At 45.2% G+C, this 17544-nt stretch carries 17 protein-coding genes; 5 read left to right on the forward strand and 12 right to left on the reverse strand.

Annotated features, from left to right (window positions below; translation table 11 throughout):
• The first annotated feature begins 69 nt into the window (after positions 1–69).
• The 3 genes from CBX98_RS08920 to CBX98_RS08930 all read left to right on the forward strand — a co-directional run bounded on the left by CBX98_RS08920 (position 70) and on the right by CBX98_RS08930 (position 3230).
• Entirely contained in the window at positions 70–390 is a 321-nt protein-coding gene (locus tag CBX98_RS08920) for a cytochrome c (protein ID WP_005396401.1), read from the forward strand.
• A 203-nt stretch (positions 391–593) separates the two neighbouring features.
• Entirely contained in the window at positions 594–2126 is a 1533-nt protein-coding gene (gene yfcC / locus CBX98_RS08925) for a putative basic amino acid antiporter YfcC (RefSeq protein ID WP_109169017.1), read from the forward strand.
• 108 nt (positions 2127–2234) lie between these two features.
• Positions 2235–3230 (forward strand): succinylglutamate desuccinylase/aspartoacylase family protein, encoded by a 996-nt coding sequence (locus tag CBX98_RS08930; protein ID WP_109169018.1) that lies wholly within the window; start codon positions 2235–2237, stop codon positions 3228–3230.
• A 198-nt stretch (positions 3231–3428) separates the two neighbouring features.
• On the opposite strand, the gene CBX98_RS08935 is transcribed toward CBX98_RS08930, so the two are convergent.
• On the reverse strand, positions 3429–3962 hold the full coding sequence (locus CBX98_RS08935; protein WP_109169019.1) for a lipocalin family protein: 534 nt from the start codon (positions 3960–3962) through the stop codon (positions 3429–3431).
• A 314-nt stretch (positions 3963–4276) separates the two neighbouring features.
• Here CBX98_RS08935 and CBX98_RS08940 point away from each other — a divergent pair, with 314 nt between their 5' ends.
• A complete protein-coding gene (locus CBX98_RS08940; protein WP_109169020.1) occupies positions 4277–4657 on the forward strand; it encodes a cystatin domain-containing protein in 381 nt (126 codons plus the stop codon).
• A 47-nt stretch (positions 4658–4704) separates the two neighbouring features.
• Here CBX98_RS08940 and CBX98_RS08945 read toward each other — a convergent pair whose 3' ends face one another.
• The 7 genes from CBX98_RS08945 to CBX98_RS08975 are packed head-to-tail and all read right to left on the reverse strand — an operon-like array spanning position 4705 to position 10763.
• Positions 4705–5058 carry a RidA family protein gene (locus tag CBX98_RS08945; RefSeq protein WP_109169021.1) on the reverse strand — a complete coding sequence of 118 codons (354 nt, stop codon included), beginning with the start codon at positions 5056–5058 and terminating at the stop codon, positions 4705–4707.
• Complete coding sequence (locus CBX98_RS08950; RefSeq protein ID WP_109169022.1) at positions 5027–6490, reverse strand: NAD(P)/FAD-dependent oxidoreductase; 1464 nt, start codon at positions 6488–6490, stop codon at positions 5027–5029. The genes CBX98_RS08945 and CBX98_RS08950 overlap by 32 nt, the downstream gene beginning before the upstream one ends.
• An 11-nt stretch (positions 6491–6501) precedes the next feature.
• Positions 6502–6801: a (2Fe-2S)-binding protein gene (locus tag CBX98_RS08955; protein ID WP_109169023.1), complete on the reverse strand. Its 300-nt coding sequence runs from the start codon at positions 6799–6801 to the stop codon at positions 6502–6504.
• Positions 6785–7882: an FAD-dependent oxidoreductase gene (locus tag CBX98_RS08960; protein WP_012842198.1), complete on the reverse strand. Its 1098-nt coding sequence runs from the start codon at positions 7880–7882 to the stop codon at positions 6785–6787. Before CBX98_RS08960 ends, CBX98_RS08955 begins: the two co-directional genes overlap by 17 nt.
• Before the next feature lie 58 nt (positions 7883–7940).
• Positions 7941–8966 (reverse strand): TRAP transporter substrate-binding protein DctP, encoded by a 1026-nt coding sequence (gene dctP, locus CBX98_RS08965; RefSeq protein WP_053395060.1) that lies wholly within the window; start codon positions 8964–8966, stop codon positions 7941–7943.
• A 12-nt stretch (positions 8967–8978) separates the two neighbouring features.
• Positions 8979–10277 carry a TRAP transporter large permease gene (locus CBX98_RS08970; protein ID WP_012842196.1) on the reverse strand — a complete coding sequence of 433 codons (1299 nt, stop codon included), beginning with the start codon at positions 10275–10277 and terminating at the stop codon, positions 8979–8981.
• A 3-nt stretch (positions 10278–10280) separates the two neighbouring features.
• Positions 10281–10763 carry a TRAP transporter small permease subunit gene (locus CBX98_RS08975; protein ID WP_012842195.1) on the reverse strand — a complete coding sequence of 161 codons (483 nt, stop codon included), beginning with the start codon at positions 10761–10763 and terminating at the stop codon, positions 10281–10283.
• Between the two features lie 112 nt (positions 10764–10875).
• Between CBX98_RS08975 and CBX98_RS08980 the strand changes: the two genes are divergently transcribed.
• Entirely contained in the window at positions 10876–11790 is a 915-nt protein-coding gene (locus CBX98_RS08980; RefSeq protein ID WP_012842194.1) for a LysR family transcriptional regulator, read from the forward strand.
• A gap of 90 nt (positions 11791–11880) precedes the next feature.
• Here the strand turns inward: CBX98_RS08980 and CBX98_RS08985 are convergent, their stop codons facing one another.
• The 4 genes from CBX98_RS08985 to CBX98_RS09000 form a co-directional block, all read right to left on the reverse strand.
• The gene (locus CBX98_RS08985; RefSeq protein WP_109169024.1) at positions 11881–14937 is read right to left on the reverse strand and encodes an SMC family ATPase; all 3057 of its coding nucleotides are present in this window, start codon (positions 14935–14937) and stop codon (positions 11881–11883) included.
• Between the two features lie 9 nt (positions 14938–14946).
• Positions 14947–16080: an exonuclease SbcCD subunit D gene (locus CBX98_RS08990; protein ID WP_012842192.1), complete on the reverse strand. Its 1134-nt coding sequence runs from the start codon at positions 16078–16080 to the stop codon at positions 14947–14949.
• A 323-nt stretch (positions 16081–16403) separates the two neighbouring features.
• Entirely contained in the window at positions 16404–17246 is an 843-nt protein-coding gene (locus tag CBX98_RS08995) for an NAD/NADP transhydrogenase subunit beta (protein WP_109169025.1), read from the reverse strand.
• Entirely contained in the window at positions 17247–17537 is a 291-nt protein-coding gene (locus CBX98_RS09000) for a PAAR domain-containing protein (RefSeq protein WP_005375969.1), read from the reverse strand.
• Positions 17538–17544: the final 7 nt, after the last annotated feature.

A 17544-nucleotide genomic window follows, 5' to 3' on the forward strand; every position in this document is an offset into this window, starting at 1 on the left:
ATCATTGAGCTTCCCCTAAGGGGAAGCTTTACTGTATCGATATGACTTTTTAGCGAATAGACAATCTTCATGTTCAGATTTGTACTTCTAACCTCTCTTATTTTCTCTTCCGCTAGCCATGCCGCGCCTTTTGGTGATGCTGATAAAGGTAAAATCAAATCCCCTAGCTGCGTCTATTGTCATGGTGCAACAGGCGTCGCAGGTAATGATGCCTATCCAAATCTTGCAGGTCAAAATGCCCAGTATCTATACGATGCGATGAAGTCTTACCAAGCAGGCGAGCGTAAAGGACCGCTTGCCGAAATGATGGGCGCACAATTAAGAATGTTAAATGATGAGGATCTTCGTGATGTCGCTGCATTTTATGCAGAACAGACGCAAGACAAATGATTTATTTATCTCGGCTCACAACAAGAGCTTGTGAGCCCTCGACCCGAGCCAAAACATTTAACCAAACTTTGCTTGTAAAATAATCACAATGACTTCACTTCAAATATTTGATGAATTTATAGTCCAATATTTCCATTAATATTGACTTTTTATTCTGGTTTATTGATATTTCATGCTTCATTGAATTTAACGTGAAGTAAGTTATGTCTCACACACATGCGCAACCAGCAGACTCGGTTGCTACACCCAAATCATGGCAGATGCCAGATACCCTCATTTTGATCTTCATTGTTGGTATTCTCGCTGCGATTCTTACCTACTTAATTCCTGCTGGCCATTTTGACAGTCAGCAAGTGACTTATATGGTCGATGGTGCAGAAAAAACTCGCACGGTTATCGATCCATCTTCTTTCTCTTATGCAACCGACGAAAACGGTGAATTGGTTTACAACAAGGTTGGCCTGTTTGCTTCTGGTGGTGGCATTGGTTTAATGAACTTCCCATTCGAAGGGCTAGTTTCAGGCTCTAAATGGGGCAGCGCGATCGGCGTGATTATGTTTATGTTGGTTATCGGTGGTGCTTTCGGCGTTGTAATGCGAACAGGCACCATCGACAACGGTATCTTGCGCCTTATCGATAAGACCAAAGGTAACGAAGCGCTATTCATTCCAGTGCTATTTTTGCTGTTCTCTCTGGGCGGTGCGGTATTTGGTATGGGTGAAGAAGCCGTAGCATTTGCGATTATTATCGCTCCGCTTATGGTTCGCCTTGGTTACGATGGTATCACTACGGTAATGGTGACCTACGTGGCGACTCAAATTGGTTTCGCAACATCTTGGATGAACCCTTTCTCCGTCGCTATTGCACAAGGCATTGCGGGTGTACCTGTTTTATCCGGCATGACTGTACGCATGGGGTTATGGGTTGGCTTTACGTTAATCGGTATCGCTTTCACAATGCTCTACGCCGCTCGTGTGAAGTCAAACCCAGAACTTTCTTACAGTCACCGCACAGACAAATACTTCCGTCAGCAAGAGCTTGGCAATCAAGATTCTCGTTGGAATATCGGAGATACACTCGTCATTCTTACGGTCATCGCTACCACAGTATGGGTTGTTTGGGGCGTAGTGGCTAACGCATGGTACATCCCAGAAATCGCTTCTCAATTCTTCACTATGGGCTTTGTTGTCGCGATCATCGGTACGATTTTTCGCTTAAACGGTATGACGCTCAACTGCGCAGCCGATGCGTTTAAAGAGGGGGCGGCTATTATGCTTGCTCCTGCTCTATTGGTTGGTTGTGCGAAAGGTGTGTTACTTATCCTAGGTGGCGGTACGACCGATGAAGCGAGTGTACTGAATTCTATTCTGAACAGTGCTGGCGGCGTGATCAGTGGGCTTCCTGACGTAGCTGCGGCATGGTTAATGTATGTATTCCAATCTATCTTCAACTTCTTCGTTACTTCCGGATCTGGACAAGCGGCACTGACGATGCCCTTATTAGCGCCATTGGCGGATATTGCAGGTGTCACGCGCCAAGTTGCCGTTTTGTCATTCCAACTTGGAGATGGTTTTACCAACGTTATCGTCCCTACTTCAGCATCCTTGATGGCAACACTTGGTGTCTGCCGCATCGACTGGGGTGACTGGGCAAAATTCTGCTGGCGATTTATCCTATTACTCTTTACCCTGTCGAGTGTCGTCGTTATCGCAGCTCACATAATGGGGTTTGCGTAAAACGAAATCAATTGGCACAAGGCGAGACACGTTCTCGCCTTATTAATACTCTTCGTATGGCGACGTTAAGGTTTTAGATTGGCTTATGGTTTTGGAGTGGTAACTTTAATGGCAACACAACTTCTCGATGACATGATTCAAGGTCATCAAGTGATTCAATCTCTCAATGTAGCAGACCTAGGTTCGGGTGAGCATAAGTTTTGGTTCCGCATCGCAACCAACGCGCTCTCTCAGTGGCAACATCTTCCTGTTTTAGTATTCAAAGGTGAAAAACCTGGCAAGAAAATCATGATCACCGCAGGGGTTCATGGTGATGAATATAATGGTGTGTTAGCAGCGCAGAAGACCGCTAGAGAACTCATTGGCACTGAAGTCGCTGGTACTGTCACGATTGTTCCAACCATTAACATGCCAGGTATGCTAAACCACAGCCGCGATTTCTATTCCGCAGACCCGGATGCGTCTCCTGCAAACTTAAACCGCTTTTTCCCTGGTGACCAAAACGGTAATGAGGCACAACGCTACTTATATGCATTGTGGAATGATCTGCTCAAGCCAAATGCTGATTTAGCCATTGACCTTCACACTCAAACCAGTGGTGCGGCCTACCCACTATACGTGTTTGCAGACTTCCGAATTGAGCAATCATTAGAAATGGCTCGTCTCATTAATCCTGATGCGATTTTAAATGATCCCGGAGATGCTGGCGTCCTTGAAACCGTTTGGAATAACCATGGTGTCCCAAGCATTACGGTTGAAGTGGGTATGGGGCGCTACACAGAGCAAAAACTCATTAGTCGAACCGTATCAGGCATTTTAAATGTGTTGAAGCAGCATAACGTCGTAGAAGGTGAGATAGAGCCTATCACTTCATGCTTGGAAGGAAACGAGATCGTCAGTGTGAAAGCGACACATGGCGGCTTTGTACTACCTCATGTCGGTTTGATGGATTTTGTCGAGCAAGGCCAACTGGTTGCGATTCAATACGACAGCTTTGGCACTGAAGTTGAGCGCTACACCGCCCCTACAAGTGGTACAGTGCTCAGCCACAATGTGGAATCTATTCGGGCGCCTGGCTCTCTGATCGTTCGTTTGATTAAGTAAACCATAACCGTTTGTCGATAGATCTACCTTTCGACGCTCACTCAAATTTATATAAGCCCCATCACGAGTAATCACAAATGATGGGGCTATATTTTTGACCACATGAGGTTACAAGGTAACAAAAATATTCCAAGCAAAACTCAAAACCGCGAGACAGAAACTTCGCTTCTGTTGATTTTAGAAGTCACATTGATGAACTTAAAACTGTCGTCCACTCTCTTGATCAACGAGAATTAGCTCATCTAACGCGAAACCTTTCTCTTTAGCAACCTGCTTAAAACGCTCCAGGATTTTCTCATCAACGTTGGGTGTTCTAGACAATAGCCACAAGTAATCGTGGTTGTAACCAGAGACAAACGCATAGTCATAGTTTTCACCTAGCTCAAACACAATGTAAGAAGAATAGATTGGCCCAAAAAAGGAGACTTTTAAGTGCGCAACCGTTTCGTCTTCAACAAAATAAGCTTTACCTTCAGCTTCGGACCACTGTTGATCTTCTTCTGAATATCCGCGGTTTGTCACCTTAACCCCACCATCCTCGCGAAGCCGATACTCGGCCGTAACGTTGGATAGACCACGCTCAAACGAATGATCGAGCCGTGCGATTTCGTACCACTTGCCTAGATAAGGCTCTAAATCAAAATTGTTAACTGGCTCCACCCCATCAGGTTTAGAGGTACAGCCAAATAAAGTAACAAGTGATAAAAGTAATAATGTTTTTAGCGATTTCATACAACACCTAAATTTGATTTAGTGATTGATTTTACTGTAGAAGGTAGCAAATCGATCACTAAGTCGCACTACTGTCCCAAAGGTACGTAGCTACACATCACAGTTCTTCATTATCAATAGCATGCTGAACACCAAAACCTCGTTATGTCAGCAATTCCCTAACAATATTGTTCTATGTTTTACTTACAAGTTGGTCATACTTGTATATTTTGTCAGCATTTAACCGTATGCATATAGAAACTTTGCACAATATAGACATACGCTGTCATATCCCCCTCCTATAATACGTCGCGATATAGACAGAGGTTATTGTTATGAAATTAAAAACAGTGTCAGTTTGTGCACTTTTGGTATTGCTTGCAGGTTGCCAGCAGGAAAACCCAAGCCAAGCGACACAATTAACAACCTCGGCAGATGTATGTAATACACAAGGAAACATGCCAGGTGGGTGGAATGAGTTTAATGCTACCCCTGATGCACAAAAGGCAATGGCTTTTGTTTTGAAAAGAATGGACACAATAGCGTCGTTCAAACAAATACTGAACGTTCACGCGCAAATCGTTAGCGGCGTCAACTATGCCATTGAGTTTGAATTGGATGATGGCTCTATTTGGAATACAGTTGTTTATCGCAACCTAGATGGTGAGTATGCGATTACCCAATCGCCAAAAGAAGGCCACTTTTGCGAACTGTAGCGATTAAGTAAGAAAGCCCCTAGATAGGGGCTTTTTGAGTATATCTGTTACTTTCTGAGAGCCGCTGTAACAATCAGCTCCACTTTTAATTCTGGACTGGCCAACTTAGCTTCCCCGCATGCACGCGCAGGTGCGTAGCCCTCTTCAAACCACGTATCCCAAACGCCATTCATTTCATCAAAATCTTTCATGTCTGCTAGCCAAACAATCGTCTGCAAAACGTGTCTGCGGTCACTACCCGCTTCAATCAATAAATCTTCAACACGTTTCAAAGCTTCTTCCGTTTGCTCAGCAACACTCGTACCTTTTACACCAACTTGTCCACATAGGTACACGGTATCGTTATGAATCACGACCTTACTCATTCGTTTATTGCTGTACTGTTTTTGCACGTTGTTCATGACTTGCTCCTTCACTTTTGTATTTTTCCATAAATGATTTATTGACTGGCGTTAAACTGGATAACTCTCCCAGCTTCAGCGGTTTGATTGGGTTACGCAGGCGGTAATAACCAACTTGCTCCATCGATAGTCCTATTTTATCGCTGATAATATGTGCGACTGTCGAACCGCAGTAACGCCCTTGGCATGGCCCCATACCGCAACGGGTATAGGTTTTTATTTGATTAATTCCATTCGCCCCATTGGCTGCATGTTGTCTAATTTGACCGGCCGTCACCTCTTCACAACGGCAGACGATAGTCTTATCTGATGGGGATAACGCTTGTTTGGGCGGCGCGTACAAGGTGTCTAAGAATGGACGGACTGCCAACTCGTGCTCTATAGATTCTTTGAGCGCCAGAGATTCATTAATCAGCTCCCGGCTCAGCTCGTTTTGTAGCGATTGCAATACCTGGCAAGCGACCAATTCACCTTGTAGCTCGGCCACCAGTGCACCGCCAATACCACCGCTATCTCCGGCAATGAAAACGCCCTGTCGAGAACTCATATTGTTTTCATCAAGCGTTGGTTTCCAACACACTTGTAAGGCATCCCACTGATGGTCTAATCCCATTGCTCTAGTCAGTTGCACGTTTGGAATTACGCCGATATGGGCCAATACCGTCCCCGCCTCTAACGACACTTTATTTCCGCCACACTTAAACACCAGCCCTTGCACAGAATCTGTACCTTCGGCCTCGATATCTGTCGCCCCTGTATAGCGTTTTATTCCGGCCTTTCGTAACTTCGCCAGTAAACCTAGCCCCTTAACCAAATACTTACGCCCTGTCCACGCGTTTGACGCAAATCGGAGTGATTTTAAATATCCATCTGATTGTTGAGTATCGACGATCGCTTTAGGAGGTGATCCGGCGTCAATCATTTGCGCGGCCAAAAGGTAAAGTAGTGGCCCCGTTCCAACCATAACCGCTTGTTTTGGCACTAAGCCCGATGTTTTCATCATGATCTGACACGCCCCTGCGGTCATTACACCGGGTAATGTCCAACCAACAAACGGAAACGGACGCTCTGTCGCGCCAGTCGCAATAATGATATTTTTCGCGATGGTCTTATGTGCTTTGCCTTGCTGACTCCAATAAACCGTATTGTCTTCATCAATTCGCCACAATGTGGCTTGCGATACGTGATTCACTTCCGCTTGATTAAAGGCTTTTACTAACTCTGCACCGCGCAAGTAATCCGGGCCAAAAATATGCCCATTCGGGTGGCCGTTCTCTTGCACTGCGCGGTAGATTTGCCCACCAGGACGCACTTGTTCATCGATAACAGTGACGCTAGCACCCGCGGCCGAGCAGCGCACAGCCGCTTTCATCCCTGCGGGGCCTGCTCCGATCACACATACATCCACTACATTGGTTACTTCGTCTTGCATGATGTCTCCTGTTAGGTGGTTTGGCGGCGAATCTGCATGCCGTCTTCGATTAAATTCATGCAGGCTTGAACATTCTGTTCACCATTCACTTCAACGCGACACTCAAAGCAACTTCCCATCATGCAGAACGCTGCTCGCGGGGAACCCGACTGCGGCGTTTCACGTGTATGGTTTACTTGCGCAGAAAAAAGTGCCACGGCAATGGTGTCCCCTTCACACGCGGTATACGCTTTGCCTTCCCAGTAAAACTGAACCGACTTAGGCTGAGAGCCAGCCTGTTCAAGTCGTTGAAACTTAGAATCGTTCTTCACTGAACACCTCCAAATTTGGTGCATCGGCAGAATCTTCCAGCCAATGTGGAAGTAAGTAGGAGTGCGCCGCTGCAAGGGTAATTCCGCTGTGGCAGCTAATCAGGTAAGCGCCAGAATGCGTTGTTGATTGCTGGTAGATCGGCAGGCCATCAGGAGAGACAATTCGAATCGCGCCCCAACTGCGGACCAATCTTGTTTGTGCCAAAAACGGATACACGGCGATGGCTCGTTCCGCAATAGCGGCTGTCATTTCAAGCGTGTCACTATCATCAAACCCAGCGTTCTCTTTCGAGTCACCAATCTGGATGCCGCCTTCGTCAACCTGTCGAATAATGCCAGAAGGACGCTTGATGATTTTCGGCAATTTTTCCGTGATCAGCACTTGCCCCTTTTGAGGCGAAATTGGGGCAACAAAGCCCAACTTAGGTCCGAGTTTGGCCGCACCTAAACCCGCAGACAGGATCACTTTATCACTTTGGTACTGCGTACCGTCCTCAAGTGTTACTTGAAAGCGCCCTGTGTCATCCTTTTCAATATCCGAGACATGGACACCCGTAATAAGGTTCGCGCCAAGATTACGAATGGCTTTGGTATACGCTTTAAGTAGTTGCAGCGGATTCACATGACCATCTTCCGGGCCATAAATCGCCCCTACCACATCTGGGCCGATATCGGGTTCTTCTTTGAGCAAGCGGGCTCTGTCCCAGACTTCATAGGGATGATCAGTACCCAGGGCTTCGCGTAAATGCTCGTATTGCTGCGCCTTGGCCATGAGTTCTTTTTCACAGAAGTGGAAATCGTATCCACCTTGCTGAACCAGGTTTAACTTTTCACCCGTTGCACTTTCCAGCTCGTGCGCTAATCCTTGCCACAAATTCACTGAACGACGTGTCCACGCTGCGTAATGTGGCGCGTCTAACCCTTTGCTTGATAACCACACTAAGCCAAAGTTTCCGCGTGATGCCCGATGCGCACTGTCTCCACCGTCTAATACGGTGACTTGATGGCCGGCTTTCAGCAGCCCGTAGGCCAAAGCGCAACCCACGACACCGCCACCGACAACTATGTATTCCGGTTTCATAACATTCTCTTCAGACTAAATTTGGGGGCAGGACTGCCCCCGTTTGTATGTGCTTTGCCTAATTCAGCGCTTTATCTATGATTGGCTGGCTCCAGTCTGAGCCGATATCTTCGATGATCTGTGGCCATACTGTTGCGCGAACTTTATCCGCTGTTTTTCGCAGTTGCGCTGGTGTCATTTCTACAATGGTGGCGCCTGCTTCAACGAGTCTTTGTTCGTTTTCTTTTTGGTCGACTTGAGCCGCCTGCCAGCGACGAGACTCAAACTGTTGCGCTGCGGCCTTTAGTGCTTGTTGCTCATTTTCGTCTAAGTCATCCAAACGCTCTGAGTTGATCATCAAGTACCAGATTTCGAAGTGCGTGTTCAAAGGAATATATGTCTTTGTCACGTCACGGAATGATGCGTAATAACCTTCAGCGCCAGAACCAATCACACCATCAACTACGCCAGTTTGAACCGCGGTGAAGGCTTCAGAGAACGGCAGTGGGGAACCGATGTAACCAACATTATCAGCCAAAAGTTGGAAGCTCTTGATAGGCGGAACACGCAGTTTAATACCTTTAGCTGAATCTGGGTTGCCTGCATCCACAGCTTCACGATTTAACGAGATACCACCGAAGTAGACTGGATACGCAGCAAGCAGAGTAATGTCTTGTTTTTCAAACAACTCTTCCATGGCTTCACGTACTGGTGCGCCGCTACCATAAACGTTTTGCGCCTCTTCCCAATCATTGGCTAAGAAAGGCAACAAACCAATCTGCATGCGTCTATCCGTCGACGTAGACGCGGGTTGCAACGCCATATCGATAGCACCGACAGAAATGCGTTCCTGAACTAAGGTGTAGTCACCCAAGGCATTGGCGGCATAAACGCGCAACTTAAGATCACCGTCTGTTGAGGTTTTAAGCGCCTCGCTAAGTTGTTTAATATCGTTATCAACCACTGTCCCTTGTGGACGAACATGACTGATTTTTAATGTCGTTGCTTGCGCAGGGATCGCTGTCACTGCAGCCGCAATGAGCGAAGCAAGAACGCTGTATTTTTTCAGTGTTTTTGATGGTGCAAACTTACTTGTTTTAAACATGGTAATTTCCTTTTAATAACCAAACACAGTAGGGAGGAACAGAGACAAATCTGCCCAGAACGAAGTTAGGATTACGACTGGCAGGTAGCCAAACACAATCAGTAGCATTGCAGGGCCAACAACTTCCGAGAACTTAACGTTTCCGATGCGAGCACCTAGGTAAAGAATCGACGCATATGGAGGGGTTACACCACCCATTGCCGTGTTTACGCCCATAATGGCGGCAAACTGAATTGGACTGATACCAATTGCTGTCATCAGTGGTAAAAGCAGCGGCGCGATAAGGATAATGGCAGTAAGGTCATTCACCACCATGCCCACTAAAAACAGCAACACGTTAATGAAAATAAGCAGCAACGCTTTGTTATCGGTGATACCAAAGATGGCTTCTACAAGCTGCTGAGGAATGTCTTCAACAACGAACATCTGGCTCAGGATGAGACTAAACAGAATCATAAACATGATAGAGCCAACCGCGGTTGCCGATTCTTTCCCGGATTCCAGCAGAGTTTTCCAGCTAAGACCTTTGTAGATCATGAACCCAACTGGCACAGCGTAGATCACTGCGACGGCTGCAGCTTCTGTTGGCGTCATAATGCCGCCATAAATGCCACCCAAAATGATCACAGGCATCAATAAAGCAGGGATCGCGTTAAAGGTTTTGCTTGATGTCTGCTTTATCAATTCGGACATCGTTGGTTTGTCATCCAACACCAGTGGAAACTTACGCGCCATGAACATGTTGATTCCGGCAAAATTGAAAGTGACCAACAAACCCGGACCTAAAGTGGCAAGAAAACAGGCCAGAATAGAGGTATCTGTGACCCAACCATAGACAATCATGGTGACACTTGGCGGAATCAACAGACCTAGAATTGATGAGTTTGCAATCAAAGCTGTTGCGTACGCTCGTGGGTAACCGCGCTTTTCCATTTCAGGGATAAGCAAAGGCCCAATGGCAGCCACACCCGTCAAGCCACTACCTGAAATTGCACCAATAATTGCACAGCTAACTGAGGCCACGATGCCCAATCCGCCGCGGATATGGCCGACAAAAACGTTCACAAATCCTAATAAACTGGCGGCGATACCACTTCGACTCATGATGGTGCCAGCCAAGACAAACAGCGGTATCGCAAGCAGAACCGGGTTCATCAATTGGCCAGCGCCCCACATCATATTGCCTTTCATCGACATATCGCCGACAAAACTCATTACCATTAACGCACCACCGAAACAGAACGGTAAAGGCACACCGAACGTCAGCAGTATGACCAAAACTGCCACTGCTAACAGAGCTACTTCAACCATAATTTAAACCTTACTTACTGAATAGGATGGAGATCTAAGCTGGCGTACCAACTTGACGATATGAACAGCGATGAAAAGAGTGATCAGAAGTAATCCGAGAAATACGGAGCACTCATGATAAAACGTAGGTATATAAAGCGTTGGACTCTCTTTCCAAACTCGCCATGCGTACTTGGCATAATCCCATGCCCAGTAAGTCAGCCAGGCCGAAATAACAAAGCTGATCACTTCACCAACCAGAGCGAGGATCTGGTGTCCGCGTTCTGTCTTAATGAAAATTTCCAGCACATTTGCACGGATTTGCGTGTCTTCCCTTGAAGCATTCACCGCGCCAAGCATGTAGAGCCAAACAGTGGGGATCACCATCGACTCTTCCAGCCCCATAATTGGGACCTCAAAGATATATCGCGTCACGACTTGGATGAACTGCATCAGCGCTACAGATGCAATCAAGCAAGTCAGCAGATATCTGAACTTTTGCTCCACAGTACATTTCCTTATTGTTGTATTTGTAAATACATCGTTAATTTAATGGTGACAGTTAATAAAAACAAATTTAAAATTTCTCTAAAGTCATAATTTTTTCTTATAGGAAGACATGAGCAATATATCAATAAAACAACTTGAAACCTTCCGTACAGTGATGCGTTCTGGCTCGGTTACTGTGGCAGCGAAAACTTTGTGCCGGACTCAGCCTGCGATAAGCGCGATGCTGGTTAGCTTGGAGAAAGAGCTTGGGTTTGCATTGTTTGAGCGGCATAAAGGCCGGCTAATCCCAAACCCTGAAGCGTACTTTTTACTTGAAGAGACAGACGCCATTCTGGAGCGGTTATCGCGCTCAACACAGCTTATGGCAGAGGTCAAAAACCTAACCCGAGGGAAACTTCGCATTGCGTGCATGCCTGCCGCAGCGCTGTTCTTTATGCCGCATGTCATTGCAGAATTTGTGAAGGATAGACCAGAAGTAGAAGTATCGATGATGATGCGCAGCTCGACCATGGTTCAGGACTGGGTCGCCTCCCAGCAGTATGATATTGGGTACTCGGAACTACCGAAAGACAGGGATTCTTTCCATGTCGAACCCATTAACCTTGAGGGGGTTTGTGCGTTGCATAAAGACCACCCACTGGCGCTTAAAGAAGTGATTACCCCGAAAGATCTGGATAACGAACCGCTGGCTGCGCTGTATACGCGTCACTCCGCAAGTGAGCATGTACGCATGCTATTTGAGGAATATGGGGCCACTTATCGCCCAAGATTCGAGTTGCAAAATTACATTTCAGGCTTCGAATTTGTGGAGCAGAAGCTGTGTGCTTGCATCTGTGATCCAATCAGTGCGGCCAGTTACAAACTGTATAAATCCGGCCAAGGAAATGTGGTGTTTCGCCCATTTACGCCAGCCGTAATGTTTGACCACGCTATTCTCACCCCTGCGCATAAACCTATGTCTCAGCTTGCCAAAGTGTTTGCAGAGAGCATACGAGGAGGAGTCAAACAATTCGTTTCCATGTAGATGGTTGTTCCGATCATCAACTAAGTATACTTTGCTGCAAATCGTAGGATACGACACAGCAAAGTATACATCTTTTCAATCGAGTATTAGTTATACTGTCCTAGTTAGTTGAGATTTGACCGATACTATCGAACCGACTCTTGATGGTTCAACATCAATCCTCTGCGCCATTTGTTCTTTTAACTCAGAAACGTGAGAAATAACACCGATCATGCGTCCAGTCTGTTGTAAATCCACTAGCGTTTGAATCGCGAGATCCAAAGATTCTGGGTCTAAACTACCGAACCCCTCATCAATGAATAAAGTGTCTAAACGGATACCACCACTATAGGATTGCACAACATCCGACAAGCCAAGCGCCAAAGCAAGCGCTGCCATAAATGATTCACCACCGGAAAGTGTCGCAACATCACGTGTTTTTCCTGTGTAGCCATCTTCAACCATTAAGTCTAAGCCGCGACCCGCAGCGCCTTTGAAGCCCTCTGTTTTTCGAGCAAGAATATAGCGCCCTTTACTCATGAGGCTTAAACGTTGAGAGGCCTGAATTAAAACATCATCCAACAGTACACCAAGAACAAAGCGATGCAGGCTAACCCTGCTGCCTGTTTTACCACTGGCAACGTCGTATAACGTACCAAACACTTTGTACTCTTCTTCTAACTTGCTATTTTTCTCATGCAGCGTAGCAATATCTTTACGAACTTTTTCAATTCGCTCAAAGGTTGAGCGCGTGGTATCGAGCTGATTCCTTACTTCAATATACTGCGCCTGCAGAGTGGTTAAGCTGTCGTTAAGCGAATCCAAGTCCGGTCTTTCAAGCGCTTTCAATGCATGGTTTAAATCATGTAGTGTTTGTTCAAGCTTGGTTTGTGTCTGTTTGAAGTTGTCTATTTCTTTCTGCCACGCTTGAAGCTCATCATCTGTCACTCTGCTATTTAGATAACTGCTTTCATCCTCAAATTTACTCGCCTGTAATGCCTCATTCCACGCTAATTCTGCTTGGCTAAGCTTTTGTTCTGACTCAGATAGCCACTGCTTGTTCGTCACTAACTGACTTTCAGCATTCGATTGCGCTAATACCGCTTGCTGCAAAGCGTTTTGCGCCTTTTCTAAACCTGTATTCAAGGTCAGAATTTGCTCTTTTGTGAGCGAAATGTCACGCTCAAGCACATCAACGGAACTGTATTTCGGATCAATGGAAGCTTGTAATTGAGTCAATTGTTCTTGGTTTGCTTGAACGGTTGATTCATTTGCCGCCATTTGATTCTGCAGCTCATGAATTTTATTTTCACCCACTAAGCAGCGTTGATTAAGCTGTTCAACGTTCTTTTCTAGCTTTTCAATATCAATAGATTGTAGACGTAGAAGTTGATCATTAAGCGCCTGCAACCCAGTTTGAACCGTCGAGATCTCAGATGCAGCATGCTCACCAAGCTCTTCTTTCAACTGGTCGATTTGATTCTGATGCTGAATAATGACAACGTTATGTTGTTCTAGCTGATTACTTAGCTGGTTCAGTGAGGTTTGAGCTTCTCTTTCTTTCACTCTGGCAGCCTGAACTTGCTCTTTTGTAACGACTTCTTCAACAAACGTCGCAAGGTTAGGATGCGCTTGGCTGCCACATACCGGACATGCTTCACCTGCCTTTAGTCGCTGCGCTAATACTGCCGCTTGAGCGTTGTGCCACTTAAGCTCTATCGTATCAGCGGCTTGTTGACACTGCATATAGCGCTGACTGGCTTCCTGTAATGACTGCTGCTTGCTTACGGTTAACGCCGTGAGTTTAGAGAGCTCCAAAGTAAGACCATGCAGCTTTTGTAGATCCTGTAGTAGTCGTTGTTTTTGTTTTATTTCCGCATCGATGCTGCCAACAAGCGCAACATCTACTCGGGCTTGCTCTAGCTCTTTCTGGCCCTGTTGCGCCTGAAACGCTAACTTGTCTTTCAGCTCTATGTACTGTTTTAACGTTGCTTCAAATTGTTGTTTTTGTTGATGACCTGCCGTTATTTTGCTTTCCAAGTTGGCTTTTTCAACCAACTTGTCTTTCATGCTTTCAAGTTGATACTGCAGTTGCGTTAACTGTGGGACTTTTGCCGCGGCTTCTTTTGCACTTTGCTGCAAGTTTTCTTTTTCTTTCGTAACAGCATTGGCTTTATCAAGGCTCTCTTTCAAGGCAACTATTTTTTGTCTGAGCTCTTGAGTTTGAGTTTTTGCATTTTGTAATGAAACGTAGGGTAATTCTATCTTATTGGCATTTTTAGCATTTTCTAATTGCTGTTGACGAACTTTTATCGAGTCTGAGTGTTCTAGATGCAGCTTGAGTGCGTTTTCTGCTTGCTCTCGTTTAGAAAACTCTCCATTAATAGTTTCCGCTTTTTGTAATTCAGATTTAGCAACATTTAGCTTATCTAACGAAGCTTGTTCATTCTTTCTATCGACCTCTAGCTGCTCAGCTGCTTGTTCAAACTGGTGTAATAATTCCTGCTCTGAACTCACTCCTGCAACTTGTAAAGCGCCTCGAATTTGATTATCAAATTCATCTTTCGCTTTACTGATTGCGCTCGCTTTATCCTTGAGCGCGTACTCAATTTTTTTATATATGTCCGTTTGAAAGAGCTGACCAAAAATTTCTTCGCGCTCTTTAGAACTAGCAAGCAACAGCTCGCGGAACTTTCCTTGAGGCAATACCATTACTTGGCGAAATTGCGTTTCATTCAAACCAATAATATTGCTCACTTCAGTTTTAACCTGAGTCGTCTTACTAGTGATGAGCTTTTCGGTCTCGCCGAGTTCATAAAGAGCCGCAGTGTGCTTTTTTACCGTCATCCCTTCACCACGCGCTTTGGGCGCTTCCTGCTCTGGAGATCGCACAACTCGGTATTGTTTGCCATGTAACGAAAATTCTAGAGCGACTTCGGTTGGTAAGTCTTGCGCCGATAAGTCACATCGCATCTGGATGCCTTGCCGCTCATTACCGGTAGTTTCACCGTAAAGGGCAAAGCAAATGGCATCTAAGATCGACGTTTTACCTGAGCCTGTAGGACCATTAATCAAAAACAGAGGGTTACGGCCAAGCTTTTCAAAGTCAATGACTTCGGTTTTTGCAAACGGACCAAAGGCTTGCATGGTAAGTTTGATCGGTTTCATCTTTGGTCCCTATTGCTGTGATAATTGCTTAATAATGTCAGTAACGGCTTGTTCTTGCTCTTGGGATAATTGACTATCTTGCGCCTCAATAAAAAAGTCTCGGAACATATCAATTTCGCTTCGTGCCAACTTTGCTTGCGCCATTTCCTGCTCTACCCCAATTAACATGCCCGGTTTTTCAAGATGTAAAACGTTTGGATAAACCGAACGAAGCTTTTCCATTGGATTTAAAATCGCATGTTTATCCATCAAACGAACTAACAAATAATCTTCATTTTTAGGGTCAGTCTTGCCCTGCTCTATGACTTTATCTAGCTCTCCCTCAACAATGCGCATTTCATGAGGGGCAATTAGCTCAATATGTTTAGCAGAGACAAATCCTTTCTTGTCTAGTTCGACTAACGTGAAGCCTTTCTTCTGGTTCTGTTCACCAAAACTATACTTCATAAGTGAACCAGAATAACGGATATGCTCTGCGCCTTTCTTTTGAGGCTGATGTAAATGACCAAGTGCGACGTAGTCGAAATCTAAGAAATGCTCATGACTTACGCGATCAGAGCCACCAATAGATAGTGGTCGTTCAGAGTCAGACTCAATAGCACCATCAACAAAACAGTGGCTAACGAGAACACGCCTTTGCTCTGAAATGAAATGCTCTCTTATTTGCTCTACAAGCAGTTGATGTGCCTCATCATGAGTTGATACCGAGGTTTTGTAGGCAAATCTGACCTGTTCAGGGTCGTTATAAGGCATGCCATAAAACGCTACCTCACCCGCAGAGTCCGTTTTTATGATGATGGGAGTTAGCATATCTTCAAAGTTACTAACAATATGAAGGCCTGCATTTTTCATTTGCTCTGAGCCAAAACCTAATCGTTCTGCACCATCATGGTTGCCAGATATCAATATCATCGGTGTTTTCAGTTCAGTACAAATACGCTTCACGACTCGATTTAGCAGTTCTATTGCAACCGTTGGTGGCACCGAACGGTCATAAATATCTCCCGCCACTACAACGGCATCGACGGGGTTGTGTTCAATATAGTTAATCAGTTGTTCGAGTACTGCTTGTTGATCTTCGAGTAGTGATACATTGTGGAATTGTCGACCAAGATGCCAATCTGAGGTGTGGATAAACTTCATTCGAATTCACTTTCTGCCAAATCTTTAAGCCAGGTTTGCTTCTGCAAGAATCCGAATTTCAGCCGTGTAAACATCAGAGTATTACGCGACTGGCTGAATCTGGCACAAACCAAAGCTCAATATATTTAATTTGGGTTAGGATATCTTGAGTCGAACAGCTTTTCATGTAGTTTATGTTCTATGGTTCACTATTTCACCGGAAAGCGAGAAGAACGTTGTATAAACACCTTTTAAGCAACATTAAGCGATGGTCTCGAATAAAAAAACCGTCACATTTAAACCATTAAAAACCAACGTTTAGAAGGGACAAACTAGCTCAAGAACTACTCGTCGTTATGCCAATTGTATAGAACTCCCACCGTATAACCATCTGGCTCGATATCAGCTTGCAAAACGTGGAAGTCTGAGTTGAGGCTGCTTCTTTGATGCTCCTCAATCATTAACACTTTTAGAACACCTCCGCATGCGCCCAGCCCTCCTAGTTTAACATCAATAAATTGATACTGAGTTTGATCAGTCACCCAGGGAGACAAGAATTGCATAGCATTTAACCATCGAGGCTCATCTCCATCAACGGATAAATGCAACTCACTAAGTGAGTGATCACACCCTACTCCAAGTTGTTTAAACACTTTATCGACAGCAATGCTTTGTTGTTTGGTATCTAAATCAATTCTAACATCATCAGTAACAAGGCCGGACTGTTGAAAAAAGCACTTCGTCAAAATGATCGAGTTTTGAGATTTGGCATGCTCTTCTGCATCGCGAGCAATTTCTATAGCCAGTATCCAAGTTGCTTGTGTTTCGTTAACTTCACGGTTTATCCGATTTAGCGCCATCAAGAACGCCGCTTGACCATAAGGATAAAAATAAATTTCTCTATTGGCAGAGTTACCAAGGATAAGAGAAAACTCGTTTATCAATGCCTTAAGCAAGCTTTTATCTACCGAAGACGGTAAAAGAACGCAGATATTTCCTTTGATATCACTTTGCTCCAGTATCTCGCGCTTAGAGCGCACAAGATTTAATATCTGCTCATACAGTGATTGATCAGGATAGGATCTTGGTGTTTCTGCGGGCAATCTAAAACATTCGTTAGCTATCTCACGAACAGTGTATGGCCTGCCATTAATAGCAAGAAGATGAGTTTGAAATGCGAGTGGCATCTAGCCTCCGATTAAAACCGTAGGCATGCCAGACAGAATTTTACCACCATGAGACGTTGAATCCCCGACCCTTGCCGCTGGCTTACCGTTGATTGTAACGCTAGAAGAGCCTGCTGAGATGCTATCCGGAGGACCTATACATATAAGCTTATCTCCCTGCCTAGCCGCTGGAATGCCGCCAATTGTCACGTTTGGCGAGCCAACTACGACGGGGCCACCTACATGAGGAATTTTTCCTGTTTTTTTAGGACAAAGATGAAAGCTGCCCAATATCGCGGCTGGTTTACCCACTTTAAAT

It is taken from the genome of Vibrio sp. T9, from assembly GCF_003123985.1.
Lineage (GTDB): Bacteria > Pseudomonadota > Gammaproteobacteria > Enterobacterales > Vibrionaceae > Vibrio > Vibrio diabolicus.